Annotated in this window: 21 protein-coding genes; 6 read left to right on the top strand and 15 right to left on the bottom strand. The window is 59.0% G+C overall.

Annotated elements, in window-relative coordinates; translation table 11 throughout:
• Positions 1-36: 36 nt before the first annotated feature.
• From trmB to ABD720_RS08990, 8 genes are all read right to left on the bottom strand, one after another.
• Positions 37-723, bottom strand: a complete 687-nt coding sequence (gene trmB, locus ABD720_RS08955; protein ID WP_344762931.1) for a tRNA (guanine(46)-N(7))-methyltransferase TrmB — start codon at positions 721-723, stop codon at positions 37-39.
• A gap of 34 nt (positions 724-757) precedes the next feature.
• A complete protein-coding gene (locus ABD720_RS08960) occupies positions 758-1,015 on the bottom strand; it encodes a BTH_I0359 family protein (RefSeq protein WP_344762932.1) in 258 nt (85 codons plus the stop codon).
• 99 nt (positions 1,016-1,114) lie between these two features.
• A complete protein-coding gene (locus ABD720_RS08965) occupies positions 1,115-1,501 on the bottom strand; it encodes a GTPase (protein WP_344762933.1) in 387 nt (128 codons plus the stop codon).
• Positions 1,498-2,214: a response regulator gene (locus ABD720_RS08970; RefSeq protein ID WP_344762935.1), complete on the bottom strand. Its 717-nt coding sequence runs from the start codon at positions 2,212-2,214 to the stop codon at positions 1,498-1,500. Before ABD720_RS08970 ends, ABD720_RS08965 begins: the two co-directional genes overlap by 4 nt.
• Positions 2,215-2,231: 17 nt before the next feature.
• Positions 2,232-4,583: a sensor histidine kinase gene (locus ABD720_RS08975; RefSeq protein ID WP_344762936.1), complete on the bottom strand. Its 2,352-nt coding sequence runs from the start codon at positions 4,581-4,583 to the stop codon at positions 2,232-2,234.
• Between the two features lie 2 nt (positions 4,584-4,585).
• The gene (locus ABD720_RS08980; RefSeq protein WP_344763663.1) at positions 4,586-5,107 is read right to left on the bottom strand and encodes a DUF4390 domain-containing protein; all 522 of its coding nucleotides are present in this window, start codon (positions 5,105-5,107) and stop codon (positions 4,586-4,588) included.
• Between the two features lie 116 nt (positions 5,108-5,223).
• Complete coding sequence (rsmB, locus tag ABD720_RS08985) at positions 5,224-6,537, bottom strand: 16S rRNA (cytosine(967)-C(5))-methyltransferase RsmB (protein ID WP_344762937.1); 1,314 nt, start codon at positions 6,535-6,537, stop codon at positions 5,224-5,226.
• 1 nt (position 6,538) lies between these two features.
• On the bottom strand, positions 6,539-7,183 hold the full coding sequence (locus tag ABD720_RS08990) for a LysE family translocator (RefSeq protein ID WP_344762939.1): 645 nt from the start codon (positions 7,181-7,183) through the stop codon (positions 6,539-6,541).
• A gap of 471 nt (positions 7,184-7,654) precedes the next feature.
• Between ABD720_RS08990 and ABD720_RS08995 the strand changes: the two genes are divergently transcribed.
• Positions 7,655-7,966, top strand: a complete 312-nt coding sequence (locus ABD720_RS08995) for a hypothetical protein (protein ID WP_344762940.1) — start codon at positions 7,655-7,657, stop codon at positions 7,964-7,966.
• A 5-nt stretch (positions 7,967-7,971) separates the two neighbouring features.
• On the opposite strand, the gene ABD720_RS09000 is transcribed toward ABD720_RS08995, so the two are convergent.
• Both ABD720_RS09000 and ABD720_RS09005 read right to left on the bottom strand, forming a co-directional pair.
• Positions 7,972-8,235 carry a hypothetical protein gene (locus tag ABD720_RS09000; protein WP_344762941.1) on the bottom strand — a complete coding sequence of 88 codons (264 nt, stop codon included), beginning with the start codon at positions 8,233-8,235 and terminating at the stop codon, positions 7,972-7,974.
• Between the two features lie 171 nt (positions 8,236-8,406).
• Entirely contained in the window at positions 8,407-8,967 is a 561-nt protein-coding gene (locus tag ABD720_RS09005) for an ATP-dependent Clp protease proteolytic subunit (RefSeq protein WP_344762942.1), read from the bottom strand.
• A gap of 188 nt (positions 8,968-9,155) precedes the next feature.
• Here ABD720_RS09005 and ABD720_RS09010 point away from each other — a divergent pair, with 188 nt between their 5' ends.
• Complete coding sequence (locus ABD720_RS09010; protein ID WP_344762943.1) at positions 9,156-9,632, top strand: GNAT family N-acetyltransferase; 477 nt, start codon at positions 9,156-9,158, stop codon at positions 9,630-9,632.
• A 48-nt stretch (positions 9,633-9,680) separates the two neighbouring features.
• Here the strand turns inward: ABD720_RS09010 and ABD720_RS09015 are convergent, their stop codons facing one another.
• The 5 genes from ABD720_RS09015 to ABD720_RS09035 form a co-directional block, all read right to left on the bottom strand.
• Positions 9,681-10,025, bottom strand: a complete 345-nt coding sequence (locus tag ABD720_RS09015; protein ID WP_344762944.1) for a DUF1840 domain-containing protein — start codon at positions 10,023-10,025, stop codon at positions 9,681-9,683.
• A gap of 120 nt (positions 10,026-10,145) precedes the next feature.
• Complete coding sequence (locus ABD720_RS09020; RefSeq protein ID WP_344762945.1) at positions 10,146-10,652, bottom strand: hypothetical protein; 507 nt, start codon at positions 10,650-10,652, stop codon at positions 10,146-10,148.
• A 62-nt stretch (positions 10,653-10,714) separates the two neighbouring features.
• Positions 10,715-11,644, bottom strand: coding sequence for a DMT family transporter (locus ABD720_RS09025; RefSeq protein ID WP_344762946.1), 930 nt, complete (start codon positions 11,642-11,644; stop codon positions 10,715-10,717).
• A 209-nt stretch (positions 11,645-11,853) separates the two neighbouring features.
• Positions 11,854-13,389 carry a YifB family Mg chelatase-like AAA ATPase gene (locus ABD720_RS09030; RefSeq protein WP_344762947.1) on the bottom strand — a complete coding sequence of 512 codons (1,536 nt, stop codon included), beginning with the start codon at positions 13,387-13,389 and terminating at the stop codon, positions 11,854-11,856.
• 150 nt (positions 13,390-13,539) lie between these two features.
• Positions 13,540-13,779 carry an accessory factor UbiK family protein gene (locus ABD720_RS09035; RefSeq protein ID WP_344762948.1) on the bottom strand — a complete coding sequence of 80 codons (240 nt, stop codon included), beginning with the start codon at positions 13,777-13,779 and terminating at the stop codon, positions 13,540-13,542.
• A 235-nt stretch (positions 13,780-14,014) separates the two neighbouring features.
• Here ABD720_RS09035 and ABD720_RS09040 point away from each other — a divergent pair, with 235 nt between their 5' ends.
• From ABD720_RS09040 to ABD720_RS09055, 4 genes are read left to right on the top strand one after another with little or no spacing between them, the layout of a single operon-like run.
• Complete coding sequence (locus ABD720_RS09040; RefSeq protein WP_344762949.1) at positions 14,015-14,761, top strand: TorF family putative porin; 747 nt, start codon at positions 14,015-14,017, stop codon at positions 14,759-14,761.
• 12 nt (positions 14,762-14,773) lie between these two features.
• Entirely contained in the window at positions 14,774-15,112 is a 339-nt protein-coding gene (locus ABD720_RS09045; RefSeq protein WP_011869727.1) for a P-II family nitrogen regulator, read from the top strand.
• A gap of 10 nt (positions 15,113-15,122) precedes the next feature.
• The gene (locus ABD720_RS09050; RefSeq protein WP_344762950.1) at positions 15,123-16,685 is read left to right on the top strand and encodes an ammonium transporter; all 1,563 of its coding nucleotides are present in this window, start codon (positions 15,123-15,125) and stop codon (positions 16,683-16,685) included.
• A gap of 38 nt (positions 16,686-16,723) precedes the next feature.
• Positions 16,724-16,864 carry a hypothetical protein gene (locus tag ABD720_RS09055; RefSeq protein WP_344762951.1) on the top strand — a complete coding sequence of 47 codons (141 nt, stop codon included), beginning with the start codon at positions 16,724-16,726 and terminating at the stop codon, positions 16,862-16,864.
• Positions 16,865-16,874 lie beyond the last annotated feature (10 nt).

Here is a 16,874-nt window from a genome sequence, read left to right on the forward strand (position 1 = left end):
GTGTATCGCGGACCACGTCAGCGCAGCTGTTTTGTATCAGCGCGTGTCGGCGGCCTGCAAGGCGTGTGAACGGCAGCGCCACAACACGTGACCCGACGCCAGGTATTTGGATTCGAATGGCGTGATCGGCGTGTCGGGCCGAAACGGCTCGACGACGACGTCCGGCACGTTCAGCAGTTGCAGGGCGAGCGCACATTCTTCGATATAGATCGGCCAGTTGCTGCGGCATTCGATCACGCCACCCAGCGCCACTGCGGCAGGAAATGCCGGATGTCCGTGCCACCGACGGCTGAGATGGCCAATTTTTGGCCAGGGATTCGGATACAGCAGGTAGTGTCTGCTCAGGGTCAGTTTTGATTCCAGCATCAGACGCCAGAAGTCCGCCAGATCCGCGCGCAGTAACAGCGCGTTGGGCGGCGGCGGCCCGGACCAGATGGTCTGGCGATCGATCCGGTCGGCAGACTGGTCGACACCGAGCACAAAACTGTCGGGCCATTGTTGGGCAAGATGGTAGGTCGACAGGCCCACGCCGCAGCCGGCATCCAGAATCAGCGGGGCCGAACCCGCGGCCTGCCAGTGCCGCAGAAAAGTATCGAACGCTGCCTGGTTATAGGCCGTCACCGGTTTCAGAAAGCGGTTCTCGACGTGGCGTGTGATTAGCCGGCCGAGTTGGACGTGCGGCGCAGTCTGGCTGCTGGTAACGGGGCGGGAATTGGCTTGCATGGGCCGAGTATACCCGGCCAGCCATGCAACTTGTTCAATGCATGATCACGGGCTGGAGCATCACTTCTTCATAGCCAGCGAGGAAGGCATCGAATTCTTCGACATGCGGTTTGCTGGCCATGAGTTCTTCCATGTTTTCGCGGAATGCCTCTGCCAGGCTACCAGCAATGAAAATTTCACGTCTGCCCGGCTTGTCCGTAATTTCGAAACCACCGGAGCGCAGTGCTTCCAGGCCGTTGTCTGCGCCGAATTCGACGACGCTGTATTGCTCGCTGTTATAGATCAGGTTCATCAGAATTCCTTGGTTCAAGTCATGCAATGCGATGGGTATTTGCCTGAGACGCAGTTGGGGCTTGGTCGGGCAGAATTCAAGTGGGGTGGTCGTTTGCTATCAGGGAGTTGCCGTGGCTGGCGCCAGCGCGCAGTCGATGTCAGGCGTGAGCATGAGATGGGTGTCGTACGGAGTTGCGGCAAGGAATTGCCTGACCTGCTCGCGGTGGGCGCTGCTGGCCAGTGCCAGAAACAGATGGCCGGGAGGATGGCGCAAGATCCGGTTGAGCGTGACGCGCATGGCCAGATTGCCGATGCAGCAGGGACAGCCGGGTGCAATGCGGGCGATGCTCAGACGCGCGCCGTTGATCAGTGGTGCCTCGGGTGAGGGGAGTCCCTCCAGAAGCAGTGCAACCTGCATGCTTGCCGGTAGAGCGGTGAGTGCTTTGGCGATTGCCGCTTCACGCTGTCGTGCACTCGCGCCGCTGACCAGAGTGACCGGTATCATCCGCCGCGCTTGACCAGTTTGCTCGGCTCGACGCCGAGTTGCTTGAGCTTGCGGTACAAGTGGGTGCGTTCCAGTCCGGTTCGTTCCGCCACGCGTGTCATGCTGCCGCCTTCGCGCACCAGGTGATGCTCGAAGTAAGCCCGTTCAAAGGCATCGCGGGCTTCACGTAATGGCAGTTCGAACGGCACCGTAAAACCTTGCGGCTGCGGGACTGCGGCGACTTCGGTGGCAGCGATCATCGTCACGGTGGTATGTGCCTGTACGGAAGGATGGGCATAGGCCGCGGTAGAAGCTTCTGTCGACAGGCTGGAATGACGTGACTGATAGACAAGTGGTCGTACCGGCTCCTGGCCACGGGATAACCCCTGCTGAACCGCTTTCAGCAGTTTTTGCAGTGCAATCGGTTTCTCCAGAAAATTCATTGCGCCGATGCGGGTTGCTTCAACCGCCGTGTCGATGGTGGCGTGGCCGGACATCATGATGACTGGCATGGTCAGTAATCCATCACGTTGCCATTCCTTGAGCAGCGTAACGCCATCTGTGTCGGGCATCCAGATATCCAGCAGCACCAGGTCGGGTGTGCTGGCAGCGCGGACATCGCGCGCCTGTTGGGCATTTTCGGCAGTGAGAATGACATGACCCTCGTCGCTCAGGATTTCCGAGAGCAGTTCACGTATGCCCATTTCGTCATCTACTACTAGTATGTTTGCCATGTGCCGGTTTCCCTATTTCAAATGGTTTTTAGAGAAGAGTCCTTTTGTGGGGCCATTTCACCATCTACTTCCGGTTGCTCCCCCGGCGCCAACTTTAACAGCAAAATTAGTATCTTTGTACCATTAGTATCACTGCGATTAAGAATATCGATACGGCCACCGTGTTCATCGACAATTTTTTTCACCATGGCGAGGCCTAAGCCGGTACCCCGCGGTTTTGATGTGACGTAAGGCTCGAACGCGCGCTTGAGGATTTTCGACGCAAAGCCGGGGCCGTTATCGGTGATTGTCAGGCGAACTGCACGGCGGGTTTTTCCGTTGGCGCTCTGATAGTGAATCGCCTCTGTCAGCACATCGATACGTGCCGCCGGACTTCCCGCCGGTCGATCGGCGACGGCATCCTGCGCATTCTGCAGCAAATTGTGAATCACCTGGCGCAGCTGGGTAGTGTCTCCCATGACCAGGGGCAAATCACGTGACAGTACTGCATTGATCGTGGCGCGTTCATCGCCGCCGGTGTACAGATGCAGGACCTCTTCGACCAGCGCATTCAGATTAAGCGGCGACAGGACGGCTGGCGGTGTTTTAGCATAGTCGCGGAAATCGTCAACCATCCGTTTCATCGCGGTGACCTGATTGACAATCGTGGCGGTACTTTTGTTGAGCATCGCAGCATCCAGCGGCATCAGCTTGTCTTCCAGCTTCATTTGCAAGCGTTCGGCAGAAAGCTGAATCGGCGTCAACGGGTTCTTGATTTCATGGGCCAGGCGGCGTGCCACTTCGCCCCAGGCAATCGAGCGCTGGGCTGAAATCACCTCCGAAATATTATCGAAGACCACCACGTAACCAGTGCCTTTTGCCACTGGCAATCGGGAGCCGCGCGCCAGCAGCGTAATGTCATCGTCACGATTGGCATCGCTGCCACGGCGCGGCACTTCAATTTGCTGTTGCCAGTGCAAGCCGGTTTCCCCATTGTCGGTGCCGGCAGACTGTGCGCTTTGCGCTGAAAACGCACCGCGAATGGCGTCGAAAAACGGCAGCAAGCCGTCGATTGCCGACAAGGGCTGGTTCAAATAAGGTTCGATATCCTGTTGCAGGATGCGTTCGACCGATTCGTTGCAGGTAATCAAACGAAAATCATCGTCCAGTACCATCACGCCAGCCGACATGTTGGCCAGCACCGATTCCAGATAGGCCTTGGCGTTTTCGAGTTCGGACCGATTGATCTCGACTGCGGCGCGGGCATCGAAGAGCTGCCGCGTCATCGTGTTGAAGGACTGTGTCAGCGTGCCGAGCTCGTCGGAGGTCGCCACGATCGGGCGCGGTGACAGGTCACCCTCGGCAACGGCCTTGGTACCTTCTGCCAGTAGCAGCAAGGGTTCGGCCAGGTCGGTAGCGATCAGGAATGCACTGACGATCGCCGCAAAAATGGCCAGCAGCAGGGTGAGTGTCAGCGTGACGATGTAAATCTTGCGCAAGCCGGAACGACTCAGCGAGCGTTCCTGGTATTCACTGTAGGCGGCGCGTAACGCTTCGGCATTCGTTGCCAGCGTCGATGGCACGGCCTGAATCAGCTGCAGGACACGTCCCTCCGATTGCAGCGACAGCGCATTCCTGCCCGCGGGGATCGCGACCACGACCCGCAGGCGTAGATTATTGATGGCGTCGACCGCCGGCGGCGTCGTCTTGGCGGCGCTGGTATCGATTTCACGTGGCTCGGGTTGACCTTCAATACCGGTATAACCACGCGATAGTTTGGCCTGACGCAACATGGATGGGGTGGGCATGTCCGGCACCAGCGTCTTCAGTTCGCCCCCATCGGTGGCAATGATGCGGCCACTGATGCTGACGATGATCGCTTCTTGCGTGCCGTTCTGCTCCCGCCAGCGTGCCAGTTGCCGGATTTGTCCGCTGTCGGGCAAATCCGATAATTCGACGGCCAGGTTATGGGCTTTGGTACTCAGATCACTCAGCGAGGCGTCGAGGGCGGCACGGCCCAGGTTGAGCCCGGACTCCAGTGCCGCCTCGACCCGCACGTCGAACCACGACTCGATCGACCGCGACACGAATTGCACCGAGACCGTGTAGATCACCAGCCCCGGCAAAATACCGATAGCAGCAAACAGCAGAACCAGCTTGGACATCAGGCGCGAGCCGAACATGCCGCGCTTGTGGCGCGCGTACAGACGGGCCAGCAGCAGTGCGACGAGTCCCAGCAAAGCGATGGTTACCATCGCATTCAGGCCAAGCAGCCACGGATAGTGTTTGTCGAACGAGGCCGAGTTGTCAGAGGCCGAGGCCAGCAAAAAAAGCAGGATGGCGACGATCGCGCCACCGACCACCAGCGCATAGCGGAGTGCCCGTTGCACGCTTATTCTGCCCGGTACAGGAAGTTTTTCCAGTCTGACGACAGGCGCCAGTCGGAATTATTGATGGCATTGACCTGAAACGGCTTCGCGAGCTGTGCGACATCGAGCCGCATGCGTACCGCTACCGAATAGACGGCACCTGGTTTGAGTGCCGATTTGTCCGCGACCAGCCAGCGGCTTGGTCGGCGAATCAGCGACATGGCATCGTCCAGGGAGCTGAAACTTTGCTGCAATCGCCCGAGGATGGCAGCGTGATACTGCCGGGTCAGGACGTTATACGACAGCCGGATGGTCTGCGATTCGGTAATGGCTTTTTCGTCGAACCAGTACCAGCGTGGCCGGGTGATCTCGACTTCGGTGGTGAAGTAGAGGGGTACGCCATGGTTGATCGCTTCCTCCAGACCGCGATTGAGCTCGAAGGCGAAGGTGGCGGACAGCTTCACGCCGTCATCGGTAGACTCAAGATGTGCCTGTGAAATGTCGACACCTTCGGCCGCACGAGCGAGCGGGGAGAGCAGCAGCATGACCGTCAACAGAACCAGCGCTGACAACGCACTGCAACGCCGCATCATGCGCGCCACGCAGGCGATGCTGCGCCAGAGCTGCGCTGGCGGTGTCGCCAGCACATCACGGCGTCGCATCAGACTGCCGGCTTCCTGAATAATGCATAAAACAAGCCATCATGGTCATCGTCGCTGGTTGCGGTTGGCAGTAATTGACCGGGAGCGGGCAGTCGCTGCGCCTGATTGCGCATGGCAAACGCTGCGGCTTGTGCTTCGGATTCTTGCGGCCACAGCGAGCATGTTACGAACAACAATCTACCATCGGGTTTCAGCATGCGCCAAAGATTGTCGAGTATCCGTGACGACAATGCCGCCAATTGTGCCGTATCTGCCTTGCGGCGCAACCAGCGAATGTCAGGATGTCGCCGCAAGATGCCCGAGGCGGTACACGGAACGTCGGCCAGAATGCAATCGAAGTGCTGGCCATCCCACCAGTCGGCGGCACTGGCATCACCGGCGACCAGGCGCGCTTGCAGTTGCAGGCGCTGCAGGTTTTCTTCGATGCGCTTCAGGCGACGCGGGTCGGAGTCCAGCGCAATCAGGTCGAGCTGTGCCAGTTCCAGCAGGTGGCCGGTTTTGCCGCCGGGGGCAGCGCAGGCATCGAGCACGCGCATGCCGTCTTTTACTTCCAGCAACGGCGCGGCCAGTTGGGCTGCGGCATCCTGCACCGACACCAGGCCGTCCGAAAATCCGGGAATCTGCGACACCGGCAGTGGCCGTTCGAGGCGCACGGCAGATGGCCCGACCTGGCGCGCGGTAATTTGCTGCTCGGCCAGCAGCGTGATGTACGCCGCCGTCGTGGTGCGCCGCTGATTGACGCGCAATGTCAGTGGTGGCGCTGCGTTACCGGCATGCAGGATTTGTTGCCAATCGGTCGGATACGCGGCCCGCAATGCATCGATCCACCAGACCGGGTAGTTCCATTCGGCGACCGGCTGGCGCAAGACCTCTGCCAGCAAGGTCGTGCGCTCGCGCAGGAAGCGACGCAAGACCGCGTTGACCATGCCCTTGGCATGTGCCATCGCCGGATCGCCACTGGCCGCTTCGACTGCCTGGTTGACGACGGTGAATGTTTCGTAGGGTGCCGCAGGCCCCGCCGTATCGTGATCGATCAGCGTGAGTGCGCAGCACAGCAGACCATGCAGTGTCGCCGGTTCCGGCGCACGGTTGGTCAGCAGCGTCAGCAAGGCATCGGCGCGACCGAGTCCGCGCATGGCGCGGTAGGCGATATCCTGGATCGCTCCTTTGGACTGCCCGGATGTCTCTGCGTAGCCTTGCACGCGGGTCAGTGCCTGTGGCAATGCAGTGCCGCTGCGCACCAGCGCGACGGCGTGAGCCGCGCTGCGCAGGCTGAAGGCCAGTGAATCCGGTTTCAAATCAATTGCGGCCATATCAATTCCTGGTAAAGGCAATACGCGCACCGAGTGCGATAAAGGCAGTGCCGACACAGCGTTCCAGCCATAGTTTGGCGCGCTGACTGGATGCTGTACGTCGCGCCAGCGTCCCGGCCACGATGGCCGTGGTGCAGTTCCAGCCGGTCGACATCAGCACAAATACGGTACCGAGCAACAGAAAGGACCAGGTCCTGTGGGCTGCGTTCGGTTGCACGAACTGCGGGAAAAACGACAAGAAAAACAGAATCACTTTGGGATTCAGCACATTCGTCATCAATGCTTGCCAAAAAATCGTCATCAACGGACGCGTCTGGCGGACTGCGGCACCTGTCGCCATGCCAGTGGTCACGGACCGCGCAAACAGCATTCGGATACCGAGATACATCAGATACATGCCGCCAGCCAGTTTGACCACCATGAACGCGTCGGCTGACGTGGCAAGTAATGCGCTGAGGCCGAACGCAGAGGCTAGCGCGTGCACACAGCAGCCAGCTGAAATGCCCAGCGCCGATACCAGTCCGGCGGCCCGTCCCTGAGCGATGCTGCGCCCGACGATGAACGCGGTATCCGGTCCGGGCGTAGCGTTCAACAAAAGTACGGCGACACAAAAGTAGCCAAAATCGGTAATGCCCGGGATGCTCATTGAAGTTTACTGTCGGCAGCGTTTTGCGGAAAACGCTGATTGTAGCGGCGCAGGCCACCTTGCGCGCGCCTGACGGCATTTTTCTGGCATTTAAAACCAGTTGCCAGCGCGCTCACCGCGAGGCTCCTGCACTGTCCTGCACCCGAAGCGTGGGCGGTTTTCCACGGTTTCCCGGAAAGTTATTCATCCGACGGAAAAAGTGTGAAATTAGTTGTGGTGCATCGCACAAATTGTGTGGCATACTTTGGCTGTCTCCTCCATAACTCCTCCAAGAGTATGGATTTCAGCCCGCTCCCTGAGCGGGCTTTTTTTTGTCCGCCCGGCATGGGCGCAATCTCGCGGGTGCAGCATATAAACTACGGTTCGCCACACATCGGTTTTGGCAATCGCACCCCCCATCCTCTGTGCCGGTTGACGTCACTCCCGCTCTTAAAGTACTGTTCATGTGTACAGTTATTTGACGGGGTAGTCATGAACACATCACTTTTTTCAGCCGCGTTCGCCTCCATCGATCTGCCTGATTCGTCAGGTAGTTCTCCGGACAGGCGAACTGCCTCCCGGCCTGTGGCGACGCGGTTCGGTCCAATGATCGACGTACGCAACCGCGGCGCCCTGCGGCTGAGTCCATGTTCTGCGCGACGGCAGCCCGTGTCAGAGCAACCGGCGGTGGTACGTATCTGGCATGGCGAGCAGTGCCGGGAATTGAGCGTCCACGACGCCCGTTCGCTGGCCGCGCAACTCAACGACGCGGCGGCGTTTGCCGATTTGCAAAACAATCGGTGAACGTTTTAGTCACTTGAGCCGGAGACCGATTCCACATCGTCCAGTGACTGCTTGTAACGACTTGAGCCCGACTCCGTCAGGCATACCATTCCCGGGGAGGTTTCCTGCAGATCGCCTTCGTGCAGTGCCGCCTGCAATTCAATAAACGCATCTTCAGCGCTCAAATGCCGCTGCTGGACACGCGCCATCAGGACATCGACAGGCACGCCATGATGAACGCCATGGTCAAGTTCAATGATGCTGGAAAGTAAAAGAGTTCTTGTGTGCACGTTAATTCCTTTGTTATTTTTTCGGCCTTACCGATTGGTTTGTGGCGGGGCTGATTTTTTATGGTGCGGTCGTCAGAAGATAAAAATCGGAGACGAAGGCTCCTGTAGCTCGCCTTTCTCCGACAGCGACAAGCTGTTGTCAGCACATTATTGTTGATGCTGCAACGCAGCTTACATATTAAAAAGCTGGCTACCGCGGGGCGGCATGAAGTCACCTAACTGGTGAACCAGGTCGGTATCCAGCGCGTCCTGCGCGGTCAGATGGAGATCGGAATGATCATGGACGTTCCACATCGCCTGCGTCAGGTTGACATGTCGCCGCAATATTGCCTCAGTGCGCCGGTCGTCCGCCATCAGCCCTTCGGCGATGATTTTCAGTGCTTCCGGTCTGGCTCCTGTCGGTGCCGTCGCATGGGATTTATGGATCATGAAGCGTGCCGTATCGCTGGCGATCCGCTTCTGTCCGGCAAGAAAAACCGTCACGGCGATCGAGGCCACGGCACCGCCGTTGTACATCACGATATCGATCGGCGCATTGCGCAAGGTGTTGTACAGGCAAATGCCGTCGCTGACGTAGCCACCGTTGGACTGCAGCAGCACATGCGCGGTGCGGGTGCCTGCACGAGTTATCTTGCCGAGCGCTTCAAAGACGCGCCTCACCATATCGCTGTTCACATCGCCCGCCAGTGTGAAATAGCTGTCGCTACTGCCCGTATGCTGCTCTTCGCTCATGCGTCCTCCTGCTACCGTTTCTTCGGAAGAATAATCCCTGAACCTGCCGACCACGAATGTGCGCTGCCCCACACAAACACGTCGAAGGCGGGCTGTTGGTGCCCCTCACCTGCTGGTAAAGCGCGCCGTAACCCGGTGCCGGGAGTATTCTCGGGCCACGAGTTTATGACGCATGAAAGGATTCCGTCTTGATCTGCATCCGACAAGCATGCCTTGATGATCATTCAGCCATTTGCGGTCTCGCCGAAGAAATCAATCGCCAGCACCATACGTACAGTCCCCATGTGTTTGCCGCACCACCAGGGCTGACGCGCGATGCGGACTTCTGGCGCGGCGCCATCACGGATAGTGAAGGCGTAGTTTTAGTCGCGCAGGCGGCATCCGGGGTTATCGGATTTTTGGTGGCCCGGATACTTTTGCCCGCGGAGATGCCTTTTTTGAAAGCGCGTCGGATTTGTCGCATCAGTACGATAGTCGTGACCAGCGCAATGCGGGGGAAGGGGGCCGGCAAGCAGCTCATGGCAGCCGTCGACGATTGGGCCAGCGCCAGGGCGGCAGACGAAATTCGCCTTGAGGTGTTCGATGCCAACGACGCCGCCATCGCGTTCTATGGTGATGCGGGTTTTGGCATGCAGTCACACATCATGACCAAGGTTCCGGGTTGATTGCCCGGAAGTCACCTGACAGGTCAGGTGACAGTGACGACAGACTGGTCAGACACCCCACAGAATATCGTTGTTGCCCTGACTGGCTGCCCGCAACATTTCCATCAACGGGTACGCCCGCGCGGCGAATGTAACCGTCGCTGCGGGCTCGTGACCGGCATCGTCGCCATTTTCGCCGTGGTGGACGTGGACGTCATGTTCCAGTTCGCCGGTTGACGGATGCAGGCGGCTGCCGGCGACTTCCTTCTCTAGAATCGCCAGCGCGGGGCCGGTTTCGGCAGCCGTGATGACACCGCGGCTGACGTCCTTGTGCAGCAGATCGAGCAGACGACGTGCATGTTCCTGATACATGGTGACTTCGCCGGCGGCTTTGGATTTGAAAGTGACTAGCATGGCGTTTTCCCTATTATTTGAAGCTGGCATAGAAGTATCCAGCATGCTGATTGTAGCGGGATCTAGCTCGCCCGACTGCGCGTCAGCTCGCATAACGCAGCGGGCACGGTTCTGGCCGGATTACTCCAGTTTGAATGAGGTCATGAAGGTATCGATGTTTTCGCGTGACACGGCTTTTTCCGGGCCGGTCACGATTGCCTGATAGGCGCGCTGATTTTTCGATGCAAAGCGTGCAACCAGCAGGCGCGGTTGACCGCCTTTTGGCGTTCCGCTGGCTTCGACGTCGATGGTGGTGCCCGTCGGATTGACGGTCACTTTTTCGTGCAGGACGGTGCCGTTGATATTCTTGATCAGCGCCGTTTTCATTGCGGTCAAGGCCAGGTTGGCCTTGGCCGCATCGGCCAGTTCAAGGCTGCCGACTGCGTAGGTCACGGCATTGACTTCGGCAGCCGTCATGGTCATGGAGACCGGCGTACCATCGAGATCGATCTGCCGCGTCAGCGTAGCCGGCTTGGCTGGCAACACCACCGTGTAGGGGGCATCGGTGCCACGCACCTGGCGCCAGTCGTGGCTTGGGGTGCAGGCCGACAGGAGTATTGCCAACAACAGCAAGGCAGAATGTTGCATAAGCTGGGAGCGTGTATTTGTCATGTCGGGCATGGTAACAGGGCCGACCCCCGGCGCACGCTTCAGCGCCGGTGGAAAGTACGCAAGCCCCACAAGACGCCGACACACAGCAGGCTGATTCCCAGCAGGACTTGCCAGTTCGGCATGTTGCCCCGAAGCAGGAATGCATACAGCAATGCGGCCAGTGTTTCGAATACGATCAGCTGGCCCGCCAGTGCCGTCGGCAGCATCTGGCTGGCACGATTCCACAGCAGCGTACCCAGCCAGGATGCACAGAACCCAAGCAGCAGCATCAGCAAAATGAATTGCAACGGACGCGCGCCCAGCGGAAAGTTGAATCCGCCTGGTGCGAACTGCAAATAACTGCCGTAGATTAGTGCTCCGAATACAGCCAATGGCAGTGTGGCCAGTCCCTGTGCGGTGGCCCAGGTCGTCGAACTGATGTGCGGATGTGCCTGCAGATGGCGGGCGTTCATGATCGGATACCACGTCCAGGCAGCCAGTGCCACGGTGGCCAGTCCGCAGCCAAGCAGGTAATCGGACAATGAGCGCCGACCGTCGAAGTGCGCCAGCTCGCTGAAGTTGACCAGCATCAGCCCGCAGGCGATGACGACCAGCGAGGGCGCCAGAAGGCGCCAGCGGATCGCCTTCCTTGCGCCCCAGTTACTGGTCACCGCAATGACGATCGGCAGCGTGCCGATCAGCATTGCCGGCAACGGTGCGCCGGCCAGCTGGATCGCACTGGCCAGCGTGGCGTAGTAAATCAGGTTGCCGATCAGCGCCAGCCCGAACGCCATCCGCCAGTCGTCGCGGGACAACCGGCCGATACGGCGGCGGTCAAAGAGCGCCGGCACCAGTGCAATGAGTCCGAATGCGATGTAACGGCCAAGTGACAGCATCAGACCCGGGTAGTCCGGCAACAGCAGCGGCGCGATAAACACCAGCCCCCACAGCAACCCTGCGCCGAGAGCACAGGCAACGCCGATCAGCATGGACTGCCTGTCAGGTGATTGCGGCAGATGAGACGCGCCAACAGGGAGCCGGAGTCTGTGCTGACAGTGGCAAAGTGCATGGACTCGGACATGGGAAAATTTCGGCGAGAGACAAAAGCCCGCCACGATAGCAAACTTTCTGACACGCACCGTCAATCGTGCGCGCAGGCGCTAACGGTCCTTGCTGCTGCGTGGCGCGCGATGCCAGCTCACTGTTCGCGCAAACCGCGCCGATACTGGATCGCCTCTGCCACATGGCTTTGGGTAATCTGGTGGGAGGCGGCCAGGTCGGCGATAGTACGTGCCACTTTCAGCACCCGGTGGTAGGAGCGGGCCGACCAGTTCAGCCGTTGCATGGCGGTTTCCAGCAGCCTTGCGGCCGCTGCTTCGGGTTGGCAGTGGGCATCAATTTCCTGGGTCGACAGGACATTGTTGGACTTGCCGGCACGCTCCTGCTGGATCTCGAATGCGCGCGCGACCCGGTCTGCAATGGCCGACGAGGGTTCTCCCGCGGCAGGTTTTAACAGTTCGTCATGCGGCAGCGCGCCAACCTGCAATTGCATGTCGATCCGGTCGAGCAGCGGACCGGAAATACGATTCTGGTAACGCGCCACGATGTCGGGCGTGCAGCGGCATTTGCCTGACGGATGGCCGAGGTAGCCACACGGACAGGGATTCATCGCCGCAATGAGTTGAAAGCGGGCCGGAAAATCCGCCTGGCGCGCCGCCCTTGAAATCGTGATGCGACCCGATTCAAGCGGTTCGCGCAGCACTTCCAGCACCTTGCGATCGAACTCAGGTAGTTCATCCAGAAACAGCACGCCACGATGGGCCAGTGAAATTTCTCCCGGACGCGGCGTGCCACCGCCACCGACCAGCGCCACGCCGGACGCCGTGTGATGCGGCGCGCGAAACGGTCGCACCTTCCAGCGCGCCACCGTGAATCCGCTGGAGAGCGATTGCACCGCTGCGGATTCCAGCGCTTCGTCGTCCGTCATCGGCGGCAGGATGCCGGCGAATCGCGCTGCCAGCATGGATTTTCCGGTGCCTGGCGGACCGCTCATCAGCACGCTATGCGCGCCGGCGGCAGCCACCTCCAGCCCGCGCTTGACCTGCAACTGGCCTTTGACATCGATGAAATCCGGATACGCTGGCCGGATCGGTTGCGCCATGCAGCGGTGCCGCACCAGCCTTGCCAGGCCGTCGCCAGCCGCGAAGTGGGCGCATACCTGCAGCAGTGAATCGGCCGGATAAATCAGCGCATCCTTCATCAGCGCAGCTTCATCGGCATTGGCGCGCGGCAGTATAAAGCCGCGCTGGATGCCATCATTGTTGCCGCCGTTGTCGCTGTCACGGTGCATCGCAAAGGTCATGGCCAGCGCGCCGCGTATCGGCCGCAGTTCGCCTGACAGCGACAGCTCGCCGGCGAATTCATACTTGTGCAGTTCACCGGCCGGCATTTGTTCGGACGCCGCCAGTATGCCCAACGCGATCGGCAAATCGAACCGGCCGGACTCTTTGGGCAGGTCGGCCGGCGCGAGGTTGACGGTAATGCGCCGGGCCGGAAATTCAAAGCGCGCGTTTTGCAGGGCGGCGCGGACCCGGTCTTTGGACTCCTTGACTTCAGTATCCGGCAATCCGACGATCGTGAAATTCGGTAAACCATTCGCCAAATGGACTTCGACGGTGACTTCGGGTGCGTGCATGCCTGCGAGGGCGCGACTCTTTAGTACGGCGAGGCTCATGGTGGACGGTGCAATCTTGCTCTGAATGTAGTCGGATCGGGATGATCGCGAGCAAGTTTGCAGTGGTGAACCTGAATGGCTCTTGATTTGCGGCAGAACTTCTCCGGATAGCGCACGTTGCGTTATCCGGATCGTACGAGACAGTCGCGTTTATTTGGTCGACTGCGCTTCCATCGCTGCAACTTGCGCCTCCAGCACTTCCAGTCGTTCGCGGGTTTTGGCCAGCACCTGTGCCTGGATATCAAATTCTTCGCGGGTCACCAGATCGAGCTTGGAAAACCCCTGCGCCATCATCGCCTTGACGTTTTTTTCAATGTCCTTGGCTGGCGAGTTCTCGATCGCCTGACTGATTTTCTGTTGCATCTCGGTGAAAAAATTGGATTTGTCCATGATGTTCCTTTTTTTGTATGGTTAAGCACCGTTACAGTGCGTACTGAGGCGACGCGCTAGAACTTGGTGCGCCTCGATCACGTGGCAGGGAGCGAGCGGAATTGCAGGCGCCTGTTATTTGCCAAAAAGATACTTTTTAGTGTCGAACGTGGGTGGCACGAGTCCTGCTAATGTAGATCGAAACCTGACGTTACACCGTATTTTTTATCCATTAACTACCTACTGGGGAAATAAAATGAAAAGACTGATTCTCGCCACGGCCATCGCAGCCCTTTTTGTCGGTAACTTCGCGCACGCCGAAGACGCAAAGCCTGACAACGAACTCAGCTTCAATGCGGCGCTGTCGTCAGACTATCGCTTCCGCGGTATTTCGCAGTCCCGCCTCAAGCCAGCCGTTTCCGTCGGTGCCGATTTCGTCAACAACCCGACTGGCTTTTATGTGGGGACATGGGCTTCGTCAATCAAGTGGATCAAGGATACCGGTGGCGACGGCAGCGTCGAACTGGACATCTACGGCGGCAAGCGCGGTGAAATCGTACCGGGCGTGTCGTATGACGTCGGCATCCTGACCTACATCTATTCTGGCAACAAGCTGTCGTCGGTTCCCGGTTATGCCAATGCCAATACCACCGAAATTTATGGTCAGGTCGGCTATGGTCCTGCCTATCTGAAGTATTCCAGCGCAGTGACCGACACGTTCGGCAACGTTGACAGCAAAAACAGCGGCTATCTCGACCTGGGCGCCAACATTGATATCGCTGAAGGTACCGTGTTGAACCTGCATGTCGGCCATCAGAAGATCAAAAACGGCTCGTTCTACAGCTATACCGACTACAAGGTTGGCGTGACCAAGGATTTCGGATTTGCCAGCGGCAGCATCGCCCTGATCGGTACCGATGCCAATACCGGTGCCTATCCAACCCCATCGGGCAAAGACAACGGCAAAACCGCTCTGGTCGTCGCCATCAGCAAAACTTTCTAAGCGAGGCCAGTCATGAAACTGATTACTGCCATCATCAAACCGTTCAAGCTGGACGAAGTCCGTGAAGCCTTGTCCGCCATCGGCGTGCAGGGCATCACCGTGACCGAGGTCAAGGGCTTTGGACGCCAGAAAGGCCATACCGAGCTGTACCGGGGTGCCGAGTATGTGGTCGACTTTTTGCCGAAGACAAAAATCGAGGCGGCAGTTGATGATGCCATCGTCGATCGCGCCATCGAAGCCATTGAAACTGCAGCCCGCACCGGCAAAATCGGTGACGGCAAGATTTTCGTCTACGACCTGCAGCAAGTTGTGCGGATCCGTACCGGCGAAACCGGCAAAGAAGCTCTTTAAGGGTACGACCATGAAAAAACACTTTGCACGTTTCCTGGCTGCCGGCACCTTGCTGCTGGCAGTCGGCTTCGCACCGGCCGCCATGGCTGCCGATGAAGTCGTGGCCAAGCCGGATGCTGCCGTAGTCGTCGCTCCGGCGGCTGCACCTGCACCTGCCGCTGTCGCTCCTGCAGCAGCACCTGCCGCCGGCGAGCTGGCCGCACCAGCTGCAGCGGCACCGGCCGCACCAGCCGCAGCACCGGCACCCGTCCCGAACAAGGGCGATACCGCGTGGATGATGGTTGCTACCACCCTCGTGATCCTGATGACGATTCCCGGCCTGGCCTTGTTCTACGGCGGGCTGGTGCGTTCGAAGAACATGCTGTCGGTCCTGATGCAGGTATTCATGATCTTCGCCGTGATCATCGTTTTGTGGTGCATTTATGGCTACTCGCTGGCATTCACCGAGGGCAGCGCCTTCATCGGTAAATTCGATCGACTGTTCCTTAACGGTATCTTCAATCCAGCTACCGGTACCTTTGCGACAGCCGCTACCTTCACCAAGGGCGTCGTGATTCCCGAGTTCGTCTTCGTGGTGTTCCAGGCCACCTTTGCTGCGATCACCTGCGGCCTGATCATCGGTGCTTTCGCCGAGCGTGCCAAGTTCGCTGCGGTACTGATGTTCATCGTGCTGTGGTTCACGTTCTCGTACCTGCCGATCGCTCATATGGTCTGGTTCTGGCCTGGTCCGGACACCATCACCGACGCCGCATCGTTGGTCGAGCAATCCGCCAAGGCGGGCTGGTTGTGGCAAAAAGGCGCGCTCGACTTCGCTGGCGGCACCGTGGTGCATATCAACGCCGCTGTTGCTGGTCTGGTCGGTGCGTATGTGATCGGCAAGCGTGTCGGCTACGGTAAAGAATCGATGGCGCCACACTCGCTGACGATGACCATGATCGGTGCATCCCTGTTATGGGTGGGCTGGTTCGGTTTCAATGCCGGTTCGGCGCTCGAAGCGGGTGACATCGCTGCACTGGCGTTCGTCAACACGCTGCTGGCTACCGCTGCTGCCACCTCGTCATGGGTATTCGGCGAGTGGCTCACCAAAGGCAAGCCATCGATGCTGGGCGGTGCTTCCGGCGCCGTTGCCGGACTGGTCGCCATCACTCCTGCCTGCGGTTTCGTCGGTCCGATGGGCGCGCTGGCAATCGGCTTGCTCTCGGGTGTGATTTGCCTGTGGGGCGTCAGTGGCCTGAAGCGTTTGCTGGGTGCAGACGATTCGCTGGACGTGTTTGGCGTTCATGGCGTGGGCGGTATTCTCGGTGCGTTGCTGACGGGTGTGTTCGCTGCACCGTCGCTGGGTGGCCAGGGTATCTATGACTACGTTGCCAACAAGATATCGCCTGATTACTCGATCGCTGGTCAGGTCTGGATTCAGGCGCAGGCTGTGCTCACCACGGTGATCTGGTCCGCAGTGGTGTCCCTGATCGCCTACAAGTTGGTCGATCTGATCATCGGTATGCGGGTTGTGGAAGAAGAAGAGCGCGAAGGTCTGGATATTTCCAGCCACGGCGAGACGGCTTACCATTCCTGATCTGCAAAAATACATGCTGCCAGCCCTGTGCTGGCAGCATGTCTGAAAAAGCGCTTCCGTCCGAAGCGCTTTTTTTGTGCCGGGCTTTTAAAAATGAGGATCATCCCGATGTGAAATTGTCTGGCATTGTTGCCGGTCATTCCGCCATGCTGCAAGCCGGTATCGGGGTTAACCGTTAGAATCAGCCCC

The organism is Actimicrobium antarcticum, from assembly GCF_039536745.1.
GTDB classification, from domain to species: domain Bacteria; phylum Pseudomonadota; class Gammaproteobacteria; order Burkholderiales; family Burkholderiaceae_D; genus Actimicrobium; species Actimicrobium antarcticum.

Excerpts from the sequence above, each read along its gene's own strand:
- trmB (WP_344762931.1), bottom strand. The coding sequence starts at position 723 with ATGCAAGCCAATTCCCGCCCCGTTACCAGCAGCCAGACTGCGCCGCAC.
- ABD720_RS08960 (WP_344762932.1), bottom strand. The coding sequence starts at position 1,015 with ATGAACCTGATCTATAACAGCGAGCAATACAGCGTCGTCGAATTCGGC.
- ABD720_RS08965 (WP_344762933.1), bottom strand. The coding sequence starts at position 1,501 with ATGATACCGGTCACTCTGGTCAGCGGCGCGAGTGCACGACAGCGTGAA.
- ABD720_RS08970 (WP_344762935.1), bottom strand. The coding sequence starts at position 2,214 with ATGGCAAACATACTAGTAGTAGATGACGAAATGGGCATACGTGAACTG.
- ABD720_RS08980 (WP_344763663.1), bottom strand. The coding sequence starts at position 5,107 with ATGCTGCTGCTCTCCCCGCTCGCTCGTGCGGCCGAAGGTGTCGACATT.
- rsmB (WP_344762937.1), bottom strand. The coding sequence starts at position 6,537 with ATGGCCGCAATTGATTTGAAACCGGATTCACTGGCCTTCAGCCTGCGC.
- ABD720_RS08990 (WP_344762939.1), bottom strand. The coding sequence starts at position 7,183 with ATGAGCATCCCGGGCATTACCGATTTTGGCTACTTTTGTGTCGCCGTA.
- ABD720_RS08995 (WP_344762940.1), top strand. The coding sequence starts at position 7,655 with ATGAACACATCACTTTTTTCAGCCGCGTTCGCCTCCATCGATCTGCCT.
- ABD720_RS09005 (WP_344762942.1), bottom strand. The coding sequence starts at position 8,967 with ATGAGCGAAGAGCAGCATACGGGCAGTAGCGACAGCTATTTCACACTG.
- ABD720_RS09015 (WP_344762944.1), bottom strand. The coding sequence starts at position 10,025 with ATGCTAGTCACTTTCAAATCCAAAGCCGCCGGCGAAGTCACCATGTAT.
- ABD720_RS09020 (WP_344762945.1), bottom strand. The coding sequence starts at position 10,652 with ATGCAACATTCTGCCTTGCTGTTGTTGGCAATACTCCTGTCGGCCTGC.
- ABD720_RS09025 (WP_344762946.1), bottom strand. The coding sequence starts at position 11,644 with ATGCTGATCGGCGTTGCCTGTGCTCTCGGCGCAGGGTTGCTGTGGGGG.
- ABD720_RS09030 (WP_344762947.1), bottom strand. The coding sequence starts at position 13,389 with ATGAGCCTCGCCGTACTAAAGAGTCGCGCCCTCGCAGGCATGCACGCA.
- ABD720_RS09035 (WP_344762948.1), bottom strand. The coding sequence starts at position 13,779 with ATGGACAAATCCAATTTTTTCACCGAGATGCAACAGAAAATCAGTCAG.
- ABD720_RS09040 (WP_344762949.1), top strand. The coding sequence starts at position 14,015 with ATGAAAAGACTGATTCTCGCCACGGCCATCGCAGCCCTTTTTGTCGGT.
- ABD720_RS09045 (WP_011869727.1), top strand. The coding sequence starts at position 14,774 with ATGAAACTGATTACTGCCATCATCAAACCGTTCAAGCTGGACGAAGTC.
- ABD720_RS09050 (WP_344762950.1), top strand. The coding sequence starts at position 15,123 with ATGAAAAAACACTTTGCACGTTTCCTGGCTGCCGGCACCTTGCTGCTG.
- ABD720_RS09055 (WP_344762951.1), top strand. The coding sequence starts at position 16,724 with ATGTCTGAAAAAGCGCTTCCGTCCGAAGCGCTTTTTTTGTGCCGGGCT.